This is a genomic window from Streptomyces sp. NPDC048506 (assembly GCF_040651315.1).
Classification (GTDB): domain Bacteria; phylum Actinomycetota; class Actinomycetes; order Streptomycetales; family Streptomycetaceae; genus Streptomyces.
On record NZ_JBEZIX010000005.1, the window covers coordinates 68985 to 87507 of the forward strand.

Below are 18523 nucleotides of genomic sequence, written 5' to 3' on the forward strand. Positions count from 1 at the left end.
CCTTCCCGAAACCGTCGAGCGGTCCCGGGGGCCGCCGCCGGGCGGCGGCCCCCGGCCGGTGCGGGCGTGGGGCGTCAGTCCGCGGTGCGGTCCGACGCCAGCAGCTCGCGGAGTTCGTCGACCGCCGCTCGGAGGTGGTCGGCGAAGGCGTGCATCGGGGCGGCCACGGGGCGGGGCGTGGAGAGGTAGACGTTGAAGCGGTCGGGGAGCAGGACGTAGGCGACGCCGATGCAACGGCTGCTGGTGGAGCCGAAGCCGAAGTACTGGATGTGGGCGGAGGGGGCGGAGCTGGTGCTCAGGTAGTCGTCGCGCATGGTCAGCCAGCCGGGGGTGCGGTACAGGGCGGGCTGTTCGGTCACGCCGAGTTCCGGGCCGCGGCGGCGCTGGATGAGTTCGAGCTCCCAGAGGTGCTGTTCGGGGGCGTCGCCGGCCTGGCACTCCTTGGCGCGGGTGACATGGGCCCGGGCCGCGGTGCGCAGGGCGGTGCGGCGGGTGTCGGCGTCCTCGGTCGGGTCCTGCATGGCGGCGACGAACGCGACGATCTCGGGGGTGACGACGCGCATCGCCTCGGTGCGGCCGCGGCGCCACTGGCGGGTGGCGATCGACTCGTAGGTGGCGCCGAGGTGCCCCTTGGCGCGCTGGTGGGCCAGTTGGTAGGCGAGTTGGACGAAGGCGTCCGGGGAGATCCGGAGGGACTTGGCGGTGGTGGCGCCGAAGTCGTCGAAGGAGACGGTCCGGGTGGCGGTGTCGGCGCCGTACTGGGCGAACGCGGTCGCGGCGGAGTGCACGCGGGCGCGGAGGGCGTCGTCGAGGTGGAAGGTGAGGGGTTCCGGTACCGGGGCACCCTGGGAACGGGCGCCGGACCGTCGGGCGTGCTCCTCGGTGGGGGTGGCGAGCAGGGTGTCGACGAAGCTGAGGATGGTGGTGCCGTCGAGCTCGCAGTGTTCGACGTTGATGCCGGCGCGGCCGTCGGCGAAGACCACGAAGGTGACGGCCTTGTCGAACCAGCGGTTGCCGCGGTCGCCGTAGAGCAGTTCGTCGCAGGTCCGCTGGGTGTCAGCGGGGGCGAAGTCCTCAAGGGAGAGGCAGAACAGGGCGGTTTCGACGTCTTCGAGGGCCGCGGCGTTGTGCGGGTGGAGGTCCCGGAGGGACGCGCGGGCCTCCGCCCATTCGGCGCGGGCCATGGTGGTGAGGTGGCCGACCGGGGCGTCCGCGCCGGCCGGCCGGGCACCGGTGCCGGTCTCGATGACCGCGCGCAGGCCGGCTTCCAGGTCCTTGGGGCTGTGCGGTACGCCGTCGGGGCCGAGGACGTCCAGCTTGGACATCCCGCCGCGGAAGAAGACGACGATGTGGCGGGCGTCGGACGGGCCGGGCCGGTCGTCGCCGTACGGGGCGCGGACGGTGTCCTGTTCCCGGCCCGGGATGCGGGTGGTGGAGAACAGGAACTTGTTCTGCTCCATGGTCTGGGGCACTCCGCGCTGGACCACGGGCGGGATCGCCTCCCGGTCCAGTCGGCGCTTGTAGTGGAGGGCGGCGGTGATCAGGCCCGCGGCCCGGGTGAGCTGCGGCTGCCCGGTGTCCTGGAAGAGGAAGAAGAAGTTGGCGTTGAGGGCGATGCGGTCCCGGCGGCCGAGGTAGCGGTACGGCCAGAAGGTGTCGAGCCAGCTGTGCACGCCGGGCGTGGCGTCGTACTCCTGAAGGGCGGCCTGGAGGGTGCGGCCGGGGCCGTCGGGGCGGAGGAACGCGGTGACCTCGGCCTCGGTCGCGGCCAGCTCGTCGGCGGTCAGCAGCGGCGCGCACCAGGCGAGGAAGCGCGCGCAGCTCTCCTCCAGGGTGGGCAGCGGTACGCGGGGGAGGGTGTCTTCCAGGGCGAAGGTGGGGGTGTCGGGAGGGGTGGGGGCAGCGGGGGTCGTCGGGGTGGCGGAAGAGCCCTGACTGTGGGTCACGTCCGGTCTCGATTCGGGTCGTCGGTGCGTACGGGTGCGGGGCAACGCCCCTGGGGGACACGGAGGACACCCCGGGGGATCTACCAGAGCCTGCCTCCGGCGGGAGGCGGAACGTTGGCGTTTGAACAGGTTTTGGATGCGGGGTGGGGCGGGGACTGCGGTGCCCGTGGGGGCTGCGGTGCGCGCGGGGTGGGCGTGCCATGCCGCAGCCCATGGGGGCTGCGGCGGCTCCGGGGCTGCGCGAGCTCCGGGGCCCGGCTAGTCGAGCAAGCGGTCGCCCCGTACGGCCCGGCCCTCGGCGGCCAGGTGGGCGGGGTCCACCCGGCCGAAGAGCTGGCGGGTGCGGGCCACGCTCCCGATGACGCCGGGGCGCTCGCTGTACGCGAAGATCGCCGAGTGGCGGGCGGTCCCGCCCCGTACCGGGCCGACCCGGTGCAGCGCGTACCGGCCCTTGAAGAGTTGCAGGTCGCCGGGCCGGAGCGGGAGGCGCCGGATCAGCCGCTCGCCGCGGCCGGCCAGCACGTCCCGGACGTCGTCGAAGCGCTCGTCCTGCGCGGACCTGATGTGCGGGCAGTACTCGAAGACGCCGCCGGCCTGTGCCTCCTGGGTGAGCATGCTCACGGTGAACTCGTTGGTGTCGAAGTGCCAGGGGTGTTCCCTGCCGGGCTCGATCACGTTGAGGACCAGCCCGGAGTAGGGGTCGGCGAGCTCGTGCAGCTGTGGCAGGTCGAAGCAGCGGGCGAGGAAGCGCTGGAACGCGTCGTGGCGGTAGAGCCGGCTGATCAGGGCGCCGGTGGGGATGCGGTCGCGGGCAACGAAGGCGTTGCCGCGCGCGAAGGGCGTGCGGCCCGGGTGGTCCGCCGGGAGGGACGGGTCGACGGCGATGTTGTAGACGTTCACGGTCTCGACGTCGAAGTGGGCGCGGGGCGCGAGGGCGGCGCACTCCTGCTGGAGGACGTCGCGCTGCGTGGGGTGGACGAAGTCACGCAGGACGGTACAGCCGTGGGTGGACAGCTCGTGGCGGGCGCGGGACACCACCGCCTGCGCCTGTGCGCCCTCCGGCTCCAGCAGGGGGTACCGGGCCGTGTCGACCACCTGGTCCAGCGTCATGGCTTCCAAGGTGCTCATTGGTTCCTTTCCGCATACCTGGCCACGTGCATCAACTTCCTTGACAGGAAGTGGATTTGACGCTGCCACAGGGACTGGGGGGTTGTCTGTGACACGACACACGGTGGGTACGCGGAAGGGCGGTACAGCGGGCCACCCGGCGGCTCGGGGGGAAGTAAGGAGGGAGGGAGGTCGTGGCGCCGGTGGCGGTCGGGCCACCTCACCGCGGGCGGCCCGGCAGGGGCGGGGCCCGGCGTCGCCTCGCTCACAGTTTTTGCAACTTGTTGCATAACGGCGTGCGGCTCGTCTACAACGGTGCGTACGTCCACCGCGCTAGGAGGCCCGATGAGCCCCGTGAACCCCTACCCGCACCTGATGAGCCCGCTCGACCTCGGGTTCACCACGCTCCCCAACCGGGTGCTCATGGGGTCGATGCACGTCGGCCTGGAGGAGGCGGAGAACGGCTTCGCGCGGATGGCCGCCTTCTACGCCGCCCGGGCACGGGGCGGCGTCGGCCTGATGGTGACCGGCGGCATCGCGCCGAACGAGGCGGGACGGCCGTACGACGGCGGGGCCAAGCTGACCACCGAGGCCGAGGCGGCCCAGCACCGGACCGTGACCGACGCGGTGCACGCCGCGGGCGGGCGGATCGCGATGCAGATCCTGCACTTCGGGCGGTACGCCTACCACCCCGACCTGGTGGCCCCCAGTGCGATCCAGGCGCCGATCAGCCCCTTCACGCCGCATGCGCTGTCGGACGACGAGGTGGAGCAGACCGTCGAGGACTACGTACGGGCGGCGGAGCTGGCCAAGGCCGCCGGGTACGACGGGGTCGAGATCATGGGCTCCGAGGGGTACCTGATCAACGAGTTCATCGCCGGCGCGACCAACCACCGCACGGACCGGTGGGGCGGGTCGTACGAGAACCGGGTGCGGTTCCCCCTGGAGATCGTGCGGCGGACCCGGGAGCGGGTGGGCACGGACTTCATCCTGATCTACCGGCTGTCGATGCTGGACCTGGTGCCGGGCGGTTCGACGCTGGAGGAGGTCGTCGCGCTCGCCAAGGAGATCGAGGCGGCGGGTGCGACGATCATCAACACCGGCATCGGTTGGCACGAGGCCCGCATCCCGACCATTGCGACGTCCGTGCCGCGCGGCGCGTACACCTGGGTGACCAAGCGCCTGATGGGGTCGGTCTCGGTGCCGCTGGTCACCAGCAACCGGATCAACACCCCCGAGGTCGCCGAGGAGTTGCTCGCCGACGGACGGGCCGACATGGTGTCGCTGGCCCGGCCCTTCCTCGCCGACCCGGACTTCGTCGACAAGGCGAAGGAGGGGCGGGCCGACGAGATCAACACCTGCATCGGCTGCAACCAGGCCTGCCTCGACCACACCTTCAGCGGGAAGATCACGTCCTGCCTGGTCAACCCGCGGGCCTGCCACGAGACCGAGCTGGTGCTGGCGCCGACCCGGCTGCGCAAGCGGCTCGCGGTCGTCGGCGCCGGACCGGCCGGGCTGGCCTGCGCCGTCTCGGCGGCCGAGCGCGGGCACCAGGTGACGCTGTTCGACGCGGCGGAGCAGATCGGCGGGCAGCTGAACATCGCCAAGCGGGTGCCGGGCAAGGAGGAGTTCGACGAGACGCTGCGCTACTACCGGACCCAGCTCGCCCGGCGCGGCGTGGAGGTCCGGCTGAACACCCCGGTGGCGGCGGGTGATCTGTCCGCCTACGACGAGGTCGTGGTCGCCACGGGCGTGACACCGCGGGTGCCGGAGATCGAGGGCGTGGACCACCCGAGCGTCGTCAGCTACCTGGACGTGCTGCGGGACGGCGCGGAGGTCGGCGAGCGGGTGGCGATCATCGGGGCCGGCGGCATCGGGTTCGACGTCGCGGAGTTCCTGACCGACGCCGGCGACGGGGCGAGCCAGGACGCGGAGACGTACTTCCGCTCCTGGGGCGTGGACACCGCGTACGGCGAGCGCGGTGGGCTGCGGGCGCCCGAGCGGCCCACGGCCCCGCGCCGGGTCCACCTGTTGCAGCGCAAGACGTCGAAGGTCGGCGCCGGACTGGGCAAGACCACGGGCTGGATCCACCGCACGGAGCTCCGGCACCGGGGCGTGACGATGACGGCCGGGGTGACCTACGACCGGATCGACGACGAGGGGCTGCACATCACGGTGGACGGCGTGGCCAGCACGCTGGCCGTGGACACCGTCGTGCTGTGCACGGGGCAGGAACCGCGGCGGGACCTGTACGAGGAGCTGCGCGCCGAGGGGCGGGCGGTGCACCTGATCGGCGGGGCGGACGTGGCCGCCGAGCTGGACGCCAAGCGCGCGATCAAGCAGGGCACGGAGCTGGCGGCGGCCCTGTGACCGGCGGCCGGGCCGGCGTCGTGTCCCGCGGACCCGGCCCTGCCCCATGGGACAGGCCCTAGGCTTCCGCCCATGTCACTCCCCCATGCGATCCTCACCGCCCTGTTGGAGAAGCCGTCGTCGGGGCTGGAGCTGACCCGCCGGTTCGACCGGTCGATCGGGTACTTCTGGCCGGCCACGCACCAGCAGATCTATCGCGAGCTGGGGAAGCTGGAGCAGGCCGGGTTCATCCGGGCGCTGCCGTCCGAGCAGCCGTCCCGGGGGCAGAAGAAGGAGTTCGAGGTGCTGCCGGCGGGCCGTGCGGAGCTGACCGCATGGGCGTCCGGCGAGCAGGACTCCAAGCCGATCCGCAATGCGCTGGTGCTGCGGTTGCGGGCGGCCGCGGTGGTCGGGCGGGCCGGGCTGGACACCGAGTTGCGGCGCCATCTCGCGCTGCACCAGCGGCAGTTGGCGGAGTACGAGGGGATCGAGGACCGCGACTTCGGTGCCGCGGCGGAGCCGGAGGACCGGCTGCGGCGGCTCGTGCTGCGGGCCGGGATCGGGCTGGAGACCTTCTGGGTTCAGTGGCTGGAGGAGGCCCTGGCGGAGGTCGAGGACATGGCGGAGGTCGAGGACAAGGCGGAGGGCGGGCGGCCCGGGGAGTGATCCCGGGCCGCCCGCCGTTGCGTCGTCAGCAGCCGTCGGTCAGCGGTCGGTCAGCGGTCGACGCGGACCTCCGGCGGTGGTCGTCGGGCCTCAGCAGTTGTCGTAGAGCAGGGCGCGCACCAGGCGGCAGGTCGTTTCGGAGGGGATGTGCACCCCGATCAGCGTCGCGGTGCTGCGGATCGTGCGGTTGGTGGCCTGCTCGGGGCGGTAGACACCGGTGTCGAGCAGGGCTATGGCGAGCCGCATGGCCTTCAGGCGGCGGTTGTGCGATTCGTACCGTTCGCGCGGCCACCCGGCGGGCAGCGGCTTCTTGGGCAGCGGGTGGGCCGGGAGAGGCTTCGTCATGAGTGTGGCAGCGGCCATCGGCGACCTCCTGGAGCGTGGAAAAACCCTCACTGACTGGTTCCCATTCTACCGGCCACCACTGACAAAAGCCCCTGGCCAGAGGCGATTTGGACCCCCGCCAGGGTGTCGTTCACGGGCTGGCCCAAGGCTCCTTCAGGAGGCCTGGACCGTCGCCCGCAGGAGGGTCTTGTCGGGCTTGCCGACGGGGGTGAGGGGGATCGCGTCGACGACGTGGACGCCCGTGGGGGCGTACATGGCGCCCTTGTGCTCGGTGACGAAGGCGCGGAGCACATCGGGGTCCACGGTGTGGTCCGCGGCGGGCACCACCGCGACGTGCACCTCCTCCGCCTCGTCGGCCGTCCGCACCCCGAAGACGGCGCAGAGCGCGACCGCGGGGTGGGTGTGCAGCAGGTCCTCGACGTCCGCCGGGTGGACATGGCCGCCCACGACGATGATCAGGTCCTTGACCCGGTCGACGATGTAGAGCCGGCCCTCCTCGTCCAGGCAGCCCACGTCGCCGGTGCGCAGCCAGCCGTCCCCGGGCAGCGCCGCGGCGGTCGCCTCGGGCTGCTTCCAGTAGCCGGACATCACGCCGGCCGAGCGCACATGGATCTCGCCCTGCTCCCCCGTCGGCACCTCCCGCCCGTCCGCGTCACGGATGGCCAGTTCGACGCCCGGGAGGGGACGGCCGACGGTGATCCGGCCGTCGGGGCCGGCCGGGGTGTGGTCCTCCGGGAGCGCCACGGTGATCGACATCGCCTCGGACATGCCGTACATCCCGTACAGCACCGGGCCGAAGGCCTTGGCGGCCTGCACCAGCCGGGAGGGCGAGGCGGCACAGCCGCCGTAGGTGATGCTGGTGAGCGAACCGAGGTCGGTGGTGGGCAGGGCGGGGTCGTCCAGCAGGCGGTAGAGCAGCGGGGGCAGCAGCCAGAGGTGGCTGATCCGGTCCCGGGCGATGGCGGCGAGCACCGCCGAGGGGACGAAGCCGCGGTGCAGGACGACGGTGCCGCCGGCCGCGAGGGCGACGTCGGCGAGGATGCCCGCCAGGTGGGCGAGGGAGGTGCAGGCCAGGAAGCGGGGCGGGGCGCCGGCCGCGGTCGGCGGCTGCTGGGCGATCATCGCGGCGTACGGGGCGTGCGCCATCCGGACGCCCTTGGGGATGCCGGTCGTTCCTCCGGTGTGCCGGATGCACCAGTCGTCCTCCGGGCCGGCGGCGCTCGGGACGGTGGGTGTGGTGGGCAGGGCGGCGCAGGCGGCCAGCAGGTCGGGGCCGAGGGCGGTGGGCGCCGGACCGAAGGTCATCACCTCGGGGAGCGGGCCCTCCAGGTGCGCAAGGACGGTCCGTGCGGTGTCGTGCAGGTCGGGGTCGACGAGGAGCAGGGCCGCCTCGACGCTCTCCGCGATCCGGGCCAGGGTCTCGGCGGCCATGCCGTCGTAGAGGAAGACCACGCGGGCGCCGAGGAGGTTGGTGGCGTAGCGGGCGGCGAGCACCTCGTGGCGGTTGCCGCTGAGCAGGCAGACGGTGCGGCCGCGGCCGATGCCGCGGTCGGCGAGCACCGCGGCCATGCGGTGGACGGTGGCGTGTAAGGCGCCGGCGGTGATCTCGGGGCGGGCCCCGGCTCCCGGTGTGCCGGCGGTGCCCGGGAGTGGCTCCGGGCCGGTGAGTGCCGGGCGGTCCGGGTCGCGGGCGAGGGCGGCGAGGACGGTGTCGACGTAGCTGGTGAAGCCGGTGGCGGGCGTCATGGCGGTGGTGCTCCCTTGGTGCGCTGGCGGGCCGGTGCGCGGGCCGGTGCGGGGCCCGGCGATGACTTTGACGCTACGGGCGTTCGCTCATGCCTTCCACGACCAAATCCGCCATGTGGTCATGACTCCCGGGGCATGACCGGGGGCAGGCTCTCCTCCGCACCGGCCAGGATTTCGGTGACCCGCAGGCCGAAGTGGACGTCGCAGGCGTTCGGCAGGCCGCTCCGGGCGGCGGCGAGCAGGGCCTCGACGGCCCGGTGGTAGGCCACCTCGGGGCCGTGCAGACGGCGGGGCAGGGAGGTGGTGCCGGCGGTGCCGCGCAGGGTGACCTCGACGCCGGAGGCGGCGGCGGGCGCGGTCAGGCCGACCGTCGCCGAGCTCGCCGCACCGCTGCTGTGACGCATCGTCAGCAGTACGGTGTCCGCGGGCCCCTGGGCGGCGGTGACCGCCTCCGCGTCACCGAGGACCGCGAGCAGCACCGACAGCGCGTGCGGACCGACGTCCCACAGGCCGCCCTTCTCGCGGCGCCAGGGCGAGTGGGCGTAGGGGCTGGTGGTGCCCTCGACGAAGACCGGGGCGAGCCAGTCGGCGTGTGCGGTGAACCAGCCGCCGAGGGCGGCCTGGGCGGCGATCCACTCGCCCTCCTGCTCCCCGAAGCGCGCGGTGAAGAAGACCACCGAGGCGATATCGGCGCGATCGGCGGCATCGGCGACGGCGCGGGCCTCGGGCACGGACGTGGCGACCGGCTTGTCCAGGAGGAGGTGGCAGCCGGCCGCGGCCGCCCGTACCGCCAAGGGGGCCTGGACGGACGGCGGCAGGGCGAACGCGACGGCGTCGCAGTCGGCGAACAGCTCGCCGGGAGTGGCGTACGGGCGGCTGCCGTGGACCTGGGCCAGCGCGGCCGCGGCCTCCGGTCTGCGCCCCCAGACGCCGGTGAGCTCGACGCCCGGGTGGGCGGCGAGCGCGGGGGCGTGCACGCTGCGCGCCCAGGGGCCGGTGCCGAGGAGTCCGATGCGCGTGGTCGTCATGGGGCCAGTCTCCCGCGGGGGGTGGTGCCGGACGCCGTGCCCCGGCCGTGCGCCCGCGGGTAATCCGCATGCCCCGTCGGTCCGGCCGGTGTTACGTTTCCCCCGCCGGCCGCGGGACTCCGGTGCGACTTCCGGACCTGCTCTGCAAAGCAACGATTCGCTGCTCGTGCCCCCATTCCCCGGCCGGCATCCGATCGACGGGGAGGACGGGGTGGAGAGCCACCGGGATCTGATGGCGGCCGAGGACGTGCTGCTGTTCGTGAACGCCGCGATCACCGCCACCGGCCAGCGCGAATTCCACTCCGACGAGCACGAGCAGCAGCTGTCGCTGGACTTCCTGCACACGTATGTGCGCATCAACTACCGCCCGCTGTACGCCGCTTCGCTCGCGCTGGACATCAACGACCACAATGCGGCACTGATCGTGCGCCGCCTGCTGGAGACGGCGGGCGAGGCCACGGCCGAGGAGCGGCGCGCCGAGGGGCGGCTGATCGCGGCCCGGCTGGCGCGGCTGCCCGCCCCGCGCGTCTACCGGCTGTTCCGCGCGCTGCGCACCTCCCGGGTCAACAACCGGCGCACCCGTGCCATCATGCGGGACTGGCTGGCCGGGCGCCCGGACCCGGCCCTGGACGCGGTGAAGTACCGCGCCGGCCTCAAGTGCGCGGCGCGGCACGCCCATCTGTCGTGGGACGGTCCGGGGCAGGCCGGCGATGAGCTGGGCGACTTCCTCTTCGCGCCGGGCCGCCGCACGCACTTCGACACCCCGCTGCTGGACGCCTGGCGCCGGGCGCACTACGAACAGCGCGCACTGTACGAGCTGCCGTTCACGGTCGCGGAGGGCTTCGCGGCGGCGCACGGCATCGGGCGCCGGACGTTCCTGGAGCGCATCGCCCCGCGGATGACGCGCCTGGAGCGGCTGCGGCTCCAGGAGTCGGCCGGTGCCCGGCGCGCCACGGTGGCCGTCGACCTCGCCGGGATGCCGTTGACCCGGCTCGCCTCGTATGTGCTGGGGTGCTCGCTCGACGAGCGGGTCGCGCGGCGGGCCGAGCTGACCGGTGCGCTGCGGGCGGCGGCGCGGCGCACGGCGGGTGCGCAGGCCGGGACGTGGGGCCGGGTGGCGGCGGTGCTGGACGACAGCTTCTCCGCCTCCGGGTCCCGGCAGAAGCGGCACCGGCCGCTGGCGACCGCGCTGGCCTGCCACTTCCTGCTGGAGGCGCTGGCGGGGTGGTACCTGCCGCTGTGGACGTCGGGGCGGCAGGACGCTCTGCTGGCCCGCCCGTTCGGTCCGACGCCGCTGGGGATGCGGCTGGTGGACGCGCTGGAGGGTGCGCCGGACCGGCTGGTGATCGTCTCGGACGGGTGGGACAACGCGCCGCCCGGGCTGGCCGGTGAGGTGCTCCGGGTGTGGCGCACCCGGCTCGACCCCGAACACCGCACCTCCGTGGTGCACCTCAACCCCGTATACGACGCCGGGGACTTCACGGTGCGCCGGCTTTCGGCCGCGGTGCCGACCGCCGGGGTGCGCGATGCGGAGGACCTGCCGGCGCTGGTGCAGCTGGCGCGGTTCGCCGAGGGGCGGACAGGGCTCGCGGAGCTGCGGGCCCATCTGGACGACCGGGTGCGGCAGTTCCTGGGGGACGACCAGGAGCGGACGGGGGGCACGGGATGAGCCGGCTGGACCTGAGCGGGCTGGCCGCCCGCCCGCCACAGGTGTGGGGCGCGGTACGGCTGGTGCCGCTGGTGCGCGCGGAGCCGATCGAGGACCTGCGGTTGCACCGCGAACTGTTCGAGGAGGGGGCGATCGGCTCCGCCGCGCCGGCCGGCCCGGTGACGGTGCGGGCCGGCGGGGGCGCGTCCTACACCGCGTACGTTCCGCACGGCTTCGTGGCGAACTGGACGGGTGACGGGTCGCCGGCCGCCGCATACGGTTCGCAGCTCAGCGACGAGCACGGCCCGGTGACCCATGCGCCGCTGCACCTGCCGCGCAAGCTCGTCCAGAGGCAGCGCGGCAAGGGGCGGGCGTCCGGGGGCGGCTCGGGCGGGCTGCGCTTCCTGCCGCTCCATCTGGCGCTGGACGGCTATCTGGCGCTGCACTTCGGCGGGCCGTCGATCGTGTGGCAGGAGTGGACCCGACGGGCGGTGCGCGCGGGGCTCTCGCCGCGCGCGGAGCGGGCGTACCGGGGCGAGCGCATGCCCGGGCTCGACGATGCGCTGCGGATCTTCGAGATCCATCCGGGGCAGTGCGGGGTGATGGTGTACGTCGCCGATGCGCTGGCCGCCGCCTTCGTGGTGCCGCATCCGGAGGACTACCGGGCGCTGCACCCGTCGCTGCTCCAGGACCTGTACGGCGAGCTGATGTACCAGTACGCCCTCTACGGCGGGCCGGTGGCGGAGTTCACGGCGCGCATCGCGGCGGAGTACGTCACCTCGCTCGCGGAGCTGCGGTCCGCCGCCGTGCGGCAGGCGCAGGAGTGGGAGGCGCAGCATGACGGCCTGATGGCGGCGGAGTTGCTGGACGCGTCCTACGACGTGCGGCAGGTGTACCGGATGGGGCGGTTCCGGCTGTCGCGCTTCCTGCCGCCGTTCGCGCTGCACCGCACCCAGCACATCGGCGAGATGATCACGGACGGGAAGGGGCGGGTCTGCTACCTCAAGACCTTCCGGCTGAGCGACAAGCAGGTCCGGCGCGGCCACGTACTGCACCGGCTCGCCGCGCACGACTGGCACGTGGGGCGCACCGCGGAGGCGATGGGGATCGGCGGCGAGGAGTTGGTGCGGCGCGTCCACCACCTCGGATTCGAGGGGCTGCTGAAGCGGAACGGGTGAGTCCTGCGCCACAGCGCGAGGGTCATAGCCACCCAAATGCCGCATTTCACATCCATGCATTCCAAGGCATATAGGGCACACCACCCTTGGATCGACAGGATGTCCGACTGAGTAACCTGTGGTTCACATATGGGCAACGGACGGGAAATGGCCCGTTGCGAGAGTGCGAACGTACGCCCCGCACGCGTACCCGCACCGACCCGTATAAGAGGACCCCGTGACCATCAAGGCCGAGTACATCTGGATCGACGGCACCCAGCCGACCGCCAAGCTCCGTTCCAAGACCAAGATCCTCGCGGATGGTTCCACGCTGCCGCGCTGGGGCTTCGACGGGTCCAGCACGAACCAGGCCGAGGGCCACTCCTCGGACCTCGTCCTGGAGCCGGTGTTCAGCTGCCCGGACCCGATCCGCGGCGGCGACCACCTGCTGGTGCTGTGCGAGGTGCTCAACACCGACCTCACCCCGCACTCCTCCAACACCCGTGCGCGGCTGCGCCCGGTGGCGGAGAAGTTCGCCGGCCAGGAGCCGATCTTCGGCATCGAGCAGGAGTACACCTTCCTCAAGGGCGAGCGTCCGCTCGGCTTCCCCGAGGGCGGCGGCTACCCGGCCCCGCAGGGCGACTACTACTGCGGCGTGGGCGCGGGCGAGATCTTCGGCCGGGAGATCGTCGAGAAGCACCTCGACCTGTGCCTGGCGGCCGGTCTCGGCCTGTCCGGCATCAACGCCGAGGTCATGCCGGGCCAGTGGGAGTTCCAGGTCGGCGCGTTGCCGCCGCTGGAGGTCTCCGACCACATGTGGGTGGCGCGCTGGCTGCTGCACCGCACCGCGGAGGAGTTCGGCGTCACCGCGTCGCTGGACGCCAAGCCGGCCAAGGGCGACTGGAACGGCGCGGGCGCGCACACCAACTTCTCCACCCGCGCGATGCGCGAGGGCTACGACGCGATCATCACCGCCTGCGAGGCGCTGGGCGCGGACGGCAAGCCGCTGGAGCACGTCCGCCAGTACGGCACCGGCATCGAGGAGCGGCTCACCGGTGCGCACGAGACCGCGCCCTGGGACGAGTACAGCTACGGCGCCTCCGACCGCGGTGCCTCGGTGCGCATCCCCTGGCAGGTCGAGGTGGAGAAGAAGGGCTACATCGAGGACCGGCGGCCGAACGCCAACGTCGACCCGTACGTGGTCACCCGGCTGATCGTGGACACCTGCTGCACGGAGCTGGCCCGGCGCGAGCAGGTCTGAGACGAGCGGGAGCACGCCCCGACGGGGCCGGACCGGGCGGGTCCGGCCCCTTCGCGCGTCCGGCGCCGCTCGGTGCACGAGCCGCGCGGCAGATTGTCAGTGGCGCCTGGCACGCTGGGGGACATGCTTGCGATCAGCGTCAAGACCGAGACCGGGCCGGGCCGTTCGCGCCCGACGGCCGCCGAACTGGCCGGACTGCTCCGCCGTATCGGCGCCGACGACGACCACTTCGTGGTCGCCGAGCGGCTGCCCGACGAGACGCACGTGTACGTGCAGACCTGGCGGGACGGGGCCGGGCCGTTCCGGGTCGAGTACCGCGACGGCGCACCCGAGCGGCACTTCGCCACCGAGACCGAGGACGTCGAGCGGGTGGTCGAGGTGTTCGTGGACTGGGCGCACGGCGGGGAGTCGTGGCGTACGGCGCTCGACTGGCGGCCGGCGGACCTGTACTCCACGCCCGCGCTGGACCCGGAGACCCGGAAGGCCGCCGAGGAGCAGGCCCGCAAGGACATACGGTCCGGCTTCTGGGACGTCCACGAGGTGGCGCAGGGCGTCTGCGACTCCTTCGACCCCAAGGACACCGAGATATCGCTGGACGACGCACGGCGGATCGTCGCGGGCCTGTGGGAGCGGCGGCTCGCCGAACAGGCCGAGTGGCCCGAGGTGACCGACCCGGACCGGGTGGCGCAGGCCTTCGCCGCGCTGGCGGCCAAGGGGCTGACCGCCCGGATGAACTTCAGCTGTTGCAGCGGCTGCGCACTGGGCGAGATAGCCGCCGAACGGGCCGAGGGCGACCGGGGCTTCGTCTTCTTCCACTACCAGGACACCGAGGCTGCCGCGGAGGGCCACGGGCTGGCGGTCCGGTACGGCGCCTATGCCGAGCCCGGGGAGGACGACGCCTCAGCGGAGGCGCGGACCGCGGTCGGGCGGACGGCGGTGGCGGCGCTCACCGCGGCGGGCCTGCCGGTGCAGTGGGACGGCGACCCGGACCGGGTGATCGACGTCTCCCCGCTGGACTGGCGCAAGCGACTGCCGACGGGGGCCTGAGATGCCGCTCCGCCTTCCCTGGGCCGCACCGCTGTACGTCGGCGCCGTCCAGCTCACCGCCCGTGCCACCGCCCGGCTGCCGCAGCCGGAGCGTACGGAGCTGCTGCGCCGGAACTCCACCAACGTCGCGAATCTGCGCGCGGGTCGGTGGGCGACGCTGATCACCAGCGCGGCGTTCGTTGAGGAGCCGCTCCCGCTGCCGTACGGCGCCGGGCTGCTCGCGGCCCTCGGTGCGGCCGAGGTCCGCTGGGGCACCGCGCGTGCCGCGGGGGTGTTCGCCACCGGCCACATAGGCGCCAGCCTGCTGGTCTACGCGGGGCTGCGCGGCCGGGTGCGGACCGACCCGCCCGACGCCACCGCGCGCGCCATAGACGTCGGGGCGAGCTACGGCTTCAACGCGACGCTGGGCGCCCTCGCCGCGACGGTCCCGCACCGCGGCGCCCGGGCGGCGGCGACGGCCGGGCTGCTGGCACTGGGGGCGCGTCCCGTGCTGCGACGCGGACGGACGTTCACCGACACCGGACATCTGGTGGCGCTGGCGCTCGGCGTGGCGATGGGGCACGGAATGCGGGCGGCCGGGCGCGGTCACCGCAGCACGGCGGGGTGAGGGGGCGACCGACGCAGCAGGGGGGCGGCGGGCCGGATACGTCCCGGAGCGGATTCCCTTCCCGGAGTGGATTCCCTTCCCGGAGTGGATTCCGGTCACCGTCCGCCCGCCCTCCGCGTCCCCTCCGCCTTCCCTCGGCTCCCCAACTCCGTTGCGCCGAGGCCCAGTCGGAACGGGATCACCGCCGGTCCCACCGCCTGCGCATCACCGGCCCGGCCGAATCCCGTCACCGCGGCACCCACACCGGGGACAGATCACCGACTGTCTGGTTCAATGGGGGGCATGGCCAGCCTTACAGACACCGCGACGGGTCGCAGCGACCTTGAGCCTTTCTGGCCGTCCCGGCAGGCGCACGCATTCGATCGTCTGTGTTGCCGCGCGCACTGAGCGCGGGCCCGCACACTCCTCACCGACGCCGCTGACCGGCGTCCCCAGCCCTGCCCGCGCGCACGACGTCCCCGACGCCCCTTCTGCGCGAAAGAGCTGACTCCCCATGACGAACGTCCGTACCCTGACCGCCGACTCCACGACGGCTCCCCTCTCCACCCGCACCACCCCTCCCCCGCACCGCCACCGACTGCGCGCCGTGGCCCCCGACGAGGCCCTCCCGTCGCCCGCCGCGCCCCCGGGCGGCGGCTCCCCCGGGCTCCGTCCGGGAGGGCTCCCCGCCCGCCACACGGTCGAGCAGGTCGCCGAGCTGCTGAACTCCGGGGCGACCTGGCTCCCGGCGCCCCAGCACAGCCTGCCGGTCCTGCCCGGCCAGCCGCCGATGGTCGGCTACCTCGTCCTGGTACCGGCCGAGCAGGTCGCCGCGGCCGACCCGCAGCCGGACGCCGGACCCGCGGCTCCCGCACCGACCGGCGACGCGATCGTCCGGATCGACCCCGAGCAGCGGACCGCGCGGGTCCAGGGCCGGCTGCTGGACCTGACCTACCTCGAATTCGAGCTGCTGGCCCACCTGGTCGCGCATCCGCACCGGGTGCACACCCGTGACCAGCTGGTGACCACGGTGTGGGGCTACGGCCACGTCGGCGACGGCCGTACCGTCGACGTCCATGTCGCCCGGCTGCGCCGCAAGTTGGGCGTCGCGCACCGGTCGTCGATCGTGACGGTGCGCCGGGTCGGCTACAAGTACGTGCCGAGCGCCTGAGCCGGACTACCGCGGGCAGGCGCCCTCCCGCCCGTTCGGGCGCGGGAGGGTGCCGGTGCCCCACCGCTGCGCACACCCCACACCGCCGGCCACCAGGAGCCCGATCCCGGAGGCCAGCAGCATGCCCCTGGCCGGGGAGTCGGTGAGCGCCGCGCCGCCCAGGCCGCCGAGCGCCGCGCTGCACAGCGCCCAGAGACCCGCACCGACCGCGTCCAGCAGGACGAAGCGGCGCAGCGGGAAGCGGACGCTGCCGGTCGACAGCGCGGCGACGACCCGGCCACCGGGCAGGAAACGACCGGCGACGACGAGCAGCGCGGCGTGCCGCTCGACCCGCGCACGGGCCCTGGCGTGCCGGGCCCGGCCCCGCTCCCCGCGCAGCAGCCGGGCGATCGCCCGCGGGCCGGCGTACCGTCCCACCGCATAGCCGAGGCAGTCACCGGCCAGCGCCCCGGCCGCCGCGACACCCGCCAACAGGGCGAGCAACGGCAGGTCGGGGCCGATGAGCACGGCGACCAGCACGACGGTGGTCTCGCTCGGCATGAACGGCAACAGGGCATCGAGCCCGGACACCACCAGCACGACCAGCCACAACCAGGGCGAACCCACCATGCCCCGCAGCGGCTCGGCGAACTGGTCCAGCTGATCAAACATGGACCGGGGCGTCCCGTGCATCCACGGCGGGCACCGGCGCGTGCCGCCCCTCCGGGGCCGGTACCGCCGCGCCCGCCGACGGCCGGCCGCCCAGTACCGCCCGGGCCGCCAGCGCCGCCAACTCCCGCCGCCCCAGGCGCGGATCGCGCTCCGCGGCCGTCAGCAGCGGATGGGCGGTGAGGCGTACGGTCAGCGCGCGGGCGGCGAGCACCCGGCGCAGCGAGGCGAGGAAGGTGTCCTCGCCGCAGAAGGCGGCCACCGTGCTGGGCCGGCCCTGCTGGGCGTACTCGACGGTCACCGGCCGGATCGGCGCGCCCGCGTCGAGGGCGGCCTGGAAGGTGGCCCGGCGGAAGGTGCCCTGGTCCGGGGTGCACCAGGTGGTGGCCTGCGGGAAGACCGCCACCGACCGCCCGGACCCCAGCAGCTCGGCCAACTCCCGTACCGAGTTGGTCAGTTGGCGGGGGTTCGTGCGGTCGATGAAGTGCGTACCGGCGCGGCGGGCCAGCCCGCCGACGACCGGCCAGCCGCCGACCTCGCGCTTGGCGAGCAGGGTGACCGGTTCGACGGCGAGCAGGGCCGGGATGTCGAGCCAGGAGACATGGTTGACGACGACGAGGGTGCCGGGCCCGTCGCCCGGGGCGGTGAGCGCGCCGGTACCCGGCTCCGGGCCCTCCCGGCGGATGTCCAGCGCGTCGAGCAGCGCCCCGGCGTGGGCGCGCAGCCGCGCCGGATCGGCCATCCGCTCGCCGTCGGTCAGCGCCCGGCGCACCCGGTGGGCGAAGACCGCGGAGCGCCGGGCGATACCGGCCGCCGGCATCTGCGGCAGGGCGTGCGCGGCGCAGCCCGGGGTGCAGTCGGACCAGATGTCGAAGGGGCCGTTCACCGCTCCCCCAGGAAGTAGCGCCGGTAGCGGTCGCCGAGCCGCTCCATGTCCAGGACCACGAAGAAGTCGGCCACGTCGAACTCGGGGTCGTGGGCCGGCGCACCGCAGATGACGGCGCCGATGCGCAGGTAGCCGCGGAGCAGCGGGGGCAGCTGCGCGACGCTGGGCCGCTCCGGGACCGGGACCGTGGCGTGCCAGGGGTGGTGCGGGGTGACCTGGAGCTCCGGCGGTGCGGCATAGCGGGTGCGGCCCAGCGCCCAGGCGTGGGCGGCCGCGGTGCCGCCGTCGGCGAGCGGGACGGAGGCGCAGCCGGCCAGGTAGCGGTGGCCGGAGAGCAGGGTGTAGCGGGCGAGCGCGGCCCACATCTGGGTCATCACCGCGCCGTCGCGGTGGTCGGGGTGGACGCAGGACCGGCCGGCCTCGATGAGCGAGGGGCGCAGCGCCTCCAGGGCGCCGAGGTCGAACTCCCCGTCGGAGTAGAGCCGGGAGCTGCGGCCGGGCGGCAGCAGCCGGTAGGTGCCGACCACGTCACCGGTCGCGGTGTGGGTGATGACGAGGTGGTCGGCGAGCTCGTCGACGGCGTCGATGTCGTGGCCGGCCAACGGGCTGTGCAGGGTGGCGCCCAGCTCTCCGGCGAAGACCTGGTGGCGCAGCCGCTGGGCGGCGCGGATCTGCGTCAGGGTGTCGGCGATCTGCGCGGTGTATCCGGTGGTGGGAGCGGTGGCGGCTGGCGCCGCCGGCGATTCGGGGACGGTGCCGGACGCGGTCGGTGCGATGCTCATGGGAGCCCTCCTGCCCTTCTCTCCGGGGCAGACTGTTCCCCGGGGGGACGGCCGGGCACGTAACGCCCAGGGGGCGAGCGGATGACCGTCTCCCCACGTTTTCGGCTCTCCCGCCGTGGTGGTGTCTCGCCGTCGCTCCCCCACTGCCCA

16 protein-coding genes are annotated in these 18523 nt (G+C 73.8%); 8 read left to right on the forward strand and 8 right to left on the reverse strand.

Features of this window, described 5'->3' with window-relative positions:
* Nucleotides 1-74: 74 nt before the first annotated feature.
* A complete protein-coding gene (locus AB0C96_RS05250) occupies nucleotides 75-1868 on the reverse strand; it encodes a choline/carnitine O-acyltransferase (protein WP_362914117.1) in 1794 nt (597 codons plus the stop codon).
* Nucleotides 1869-2204: 336 nt separating this feature from the next.
* Nucleotides 2205-3074: an arpA protein gene (locus AB0C96_RS05255; RefSeq protein WP_362913870.1), complete on the reverse strand. Its 870-nt coding sequence runs from the start codon at nucleotides 3072-3074 to the stop codon at nucleotides 2205-2207.
* Between the two features lie 324 nt (nucleotides 3075-3398).
* Here AB0C96_RS05255 and AB0C96_RS05260 point away from each other — a divergent pair, with 324 nt between their 5' ends.
* Together AB0C96_RS05260 and AB0C96_RS05265 are read left to right on the forward strand one after the other, a co-directional pair.
* Nucleotides 3399-5423: an NADPH-dependent 2,4-dienoyl-CoA reductase gene (locus AB0C96_RS05260; protein WP_362913872.1), complete on the forward strand. Its 2025-nt coding sequence runs from the start codon at nucleotides 3399-3401 to the stop codon at nucleotides 5421-5423.
* 72 nt (nucleotides 5424-5495) lie between these two features.
* Nucleotides 5496-6068, forward strand: a complete 573-nt coding sequence (locus tag AB0C96_RS05265) for a PadR family transcriptional regulator (RefSeq protein WP_362913874.1) — start codon at nucleotides 5496-5498, stop codon at nucleotides 6066-6068.
* A gap of 90 nt (nucleotides 6069-6158) precedes the next feature.
* Here the strand turns inward: AB0C96_RS05265 and AB0C96_RS05270 are convergent, their stop codons facing one another.
* The 3 genes from AB0C96_RS05270 to AB0C96_RS05280 form a co-directional block, all read right to left on the reverse strand.
* Nucleotides 6159-6431 (reverse strand): hypothetical protein, encoded by a 273-nt coding sequence (locus tag AB0C96_RS05270; protein ID WP_362913876.1) that lies wholly within the window; start codon nucleotides 6429-6431, stop codon nucleotides 6159-6161.
* A gap of 135 nt (nucleotides 6432-6566) precedes the next feature.
* The gene (locus AB0C96_RS05275) at nucleotides 6567-8159 is read right to left on the reverse strand and encodes an AMP-binding protein (RefSeq protein WP_362913878.1); all 1593 of its coding nucleotides are present in this window, start codon (nucleotides 8157-8159) and stop codon (nucleotides 6567-6569) included.
* Between the two features lie 119 nt (nucleotides 8160-8278).
* Nucleotides 8279-9187 (reverse strand): Gfo/Idh/MocA family oxidoreductase, encoded by a 909-nt coding sequence (locus AB0C96_RS05280; protein ID WP_362913880.1) that lies wholly within the window; start codon nucleotides 9185-9187, stop codon nucleotides 8279-8281.
* A 232-nt stretch (nucleotides 9188-9419) separates the two neighbouring features.
* On the opposite strand from AB0C96_RS05280, the gene AB0C96_RS05285 reads away from it, so the two are divergent.
* The 6 genes from AB0C96_RS05285 to AB0C96_RS05310 all read left to right on the forward strand — a co-directional run bounded on the left by AB0C96_RS05285 (nucleotide 9420) and on the right by AB0C96_RS05310 (nucleotide 16057).
* A complete protein-coding gene (locus AB0C96_RS05285; protein WP_362914119.1) occupies nucleotides 9420-10856 on the forward strand; it encodes a hypothetical protein in 1437 nt (478 codons plus the stop codon).
* On the forward strand, nucleotides 10853-12013 hold the full coding sequence (locus AB0C96_RS05290) for a hypothetical protein (protein ID WP_362913882.1): 1161 nt from the start codon (nucleotides 10853-10855) through the stop codon (nucleotides 12011-12013). The genes AB0C96_RS05285 and AB0C96_RS05290 overlap by 4 nt, the downstream gene beginning before the upstream one ends.
* 217 nt (nucleotides 12014-12230) lie before the next feature.
* On the forward strand, nucleotides 12231-13253 hold the full coding sequence (glnII, locus tag AB0C96_RS05295) for a glutamine synthetase (RefSeq protein WP_362913884.1): 1023 nt from the start codon (nucleotides 12231-12233) through the stop codon (nucleotides 13251-13253).
* Nucleotides 13254-13376: 123 nt separating this feature from the next.
* The gene (locus tag AB0C96_RS05300) at nucleotides 13377-14300 is read left to right on the forward strand and encodes a hypothetical protein (protein WP_362913886.1); all 924 of its coding nucleotides are present in this window, start codon (nucleotides 13377-13379) and stop codon (nucleotides 14298-14300) included.
* A 1-nt stretch (nucleotide 14301) separates the two neighbouring features.
* Nucleotides 14302-14907 carry a rhomboid-like protein gene (locus tag AB0C96_RS05305; RefSeq protein ID WP_362913888.1) on the forward strand — a complete coding sequence of 202 codons (606 nt, stop codon included), beginning with the start codon at nucleotides 14302-14304 and terminating at the stop codon, nucleotides 14905-14907.
* A 493-nt stretch (nucleotides 14908-15400) separates the two neighbouring features.
* On the forward strand, nucleotides 15401-16057 hold the full coding sequence (locus AB0C96_RS05310; protein WP_362913890.1) for a winged helix-turn-helix domain-containing protein: 657 nt from the start codon (nucleotides 15401-15403) through the stop codon (nucleotides 16055-16057).
* A 6-nt stretch (nucleotides 16058-16063) separates the two neighbouring features.
* Here AB0C96_RS05310 and AB0C96_RS05315 read toward each other — a convergent pair whose 3' ends face one another.
* From AB0C96_RS05315 to AB0C96_RS05325, 3 genes are read right to left on the reverse strand one after another with little or no spacing between them, the layout of a single operon-like run.
* On the reverse strand, nucleotides 16064-16708 hold the full coding sequence (locus AB0C96_RS05315; protein ID WP_362913892.1) for a VTT domain-containing protein: 645 nt from the start codon (nucleotides 16706-16708) through the stop codon (nucleotides 16064-16066).
* Nucleotides 16701-17591 (reverse strand): lysophospholipid acyltransferase family protein, encoded by an 891-nt coding sequence (locus AB0C96_RS05320; protein WP_362913894.1) that lies wholly within the window; start codon nucleotides 17589-17591, stop codon nucleotides 16701-16703. The genes AB0C96_RS05315 and AB0C96_RS05320 overlap by 8 nt, the downstream gene beginning before the upstream one ends.
* The gene (locus AB0C96_RS05325; protein WP_362913896.1) at nucleotides 17588-18373 is read right to left on the reverse strand and encodes a GNAT family N-acyltransferase; all 786 of its coding nucleotides are present in this window, start codon (nucleotides 18371-18373) and stop codon (nucleotides 17588-17590) included. The genes AB0C96_RS05320 and AB0C96_RS05325 overlap by 4 nt, the downstream gene beginning before the upstream one ends.
* Nucleotides 18374-18523 lie beyond the last annotated feature (150 nt).

Bases quoted from the DNA above. Each gene is read 5' to 3' on its own strand.
- AB0C96_RS05285 (WP_362914119.1), top strand. From the start codon at position 9,420: ATGGCGGCCGAGGACGTGCTGCTGTTCGTGAACGCCGCGATCACCGCC.
- AB0C96_RS05325 (WP_362913896.1), bottom strand. From the start codon at position 18,373: ATGAGCATCGCACCGACCGCGTCCGGCACCGTCCCCGAATCGCCGGCG.
- AB0C96_RS05260 (WP_362913872.1), top strand. From the start codon at position 3,399: ATGAGCCCCGTGAACCCCTACCCGCACCTGATGAGCCCGCTCGACCTC.
- AB0C96_RS05280 (WP_362913880.1), bottom strand. From the start codon at position 9,187: ATGACGACCACGCGCATCGGACTCCTCGGCACCGGCCCCTGGGCGCGC.
- AB0C96_RS05310 (WP_362913890.1), top strand. From the start codon at position 15,401: ATGACGAACGTCCGTACCCTGACCGCCGACTCCACGACGGCTCCCCTC.
- AB0C96_RS05275 (WP_362913878.1), bottom strand. From the start codon at position 8,159: ATGACGCCCGCCACCGGCTTCACCAGCTACGTCGACACCGTCCTCGCC.
- AB0C96_RS05300 (WP_362913886.1), top strand. From the start codon at position 13,377: ATGCTTGCGATCAGCGTCAAGACCGAGACCGGGCCGGGCCGTTCGCGC.
- AB0C96_RS05305 (WP_362913888.1), top strand. From the start codon at position 14,302: ATGCCGCTCCGCCTTCCCTGGGCCGCACCGCTGTACGTCGGCGCCGTC.
- AB0C96_RS05270 (WP_362913876.1), bottom strand. From the start codon at position 6,431: ATGGCCGCTGCCACACTCATGACGAAGCCTCTCCCGGCCCACCCGCTG.
- AB0C96_RS05315 (WP_362913892.1), bottom strand. From the start codon at position 16,708: ATGTTTGATCAGCTGGACCAGTTCGCCGAGCCGCTGCGGGGCATGGTG.
- AB0C96_RS05255 (WP_362913870.1), bottom strand. From the start codon at position 3,074: ATGAGCACCTTGGAAGCCATGACGCTGGACCAGGTGGTCGACACGGCC.
- AB0C96_RS05290 (WP_362913882.1), top strand. From the start codon at position 10,853: ATGAGCCGGCTGGACCTGAGCGGGCTGGCCGCCCGCCCGCCACAGGTG.
- AB0C96_RS05265 (WP_362913874.1), top strand. From the start codon at position 5,496: ATGTCACTCCCCCATGCGATCCTCACCGCCCTGTTGGAGAAGCCGTCG.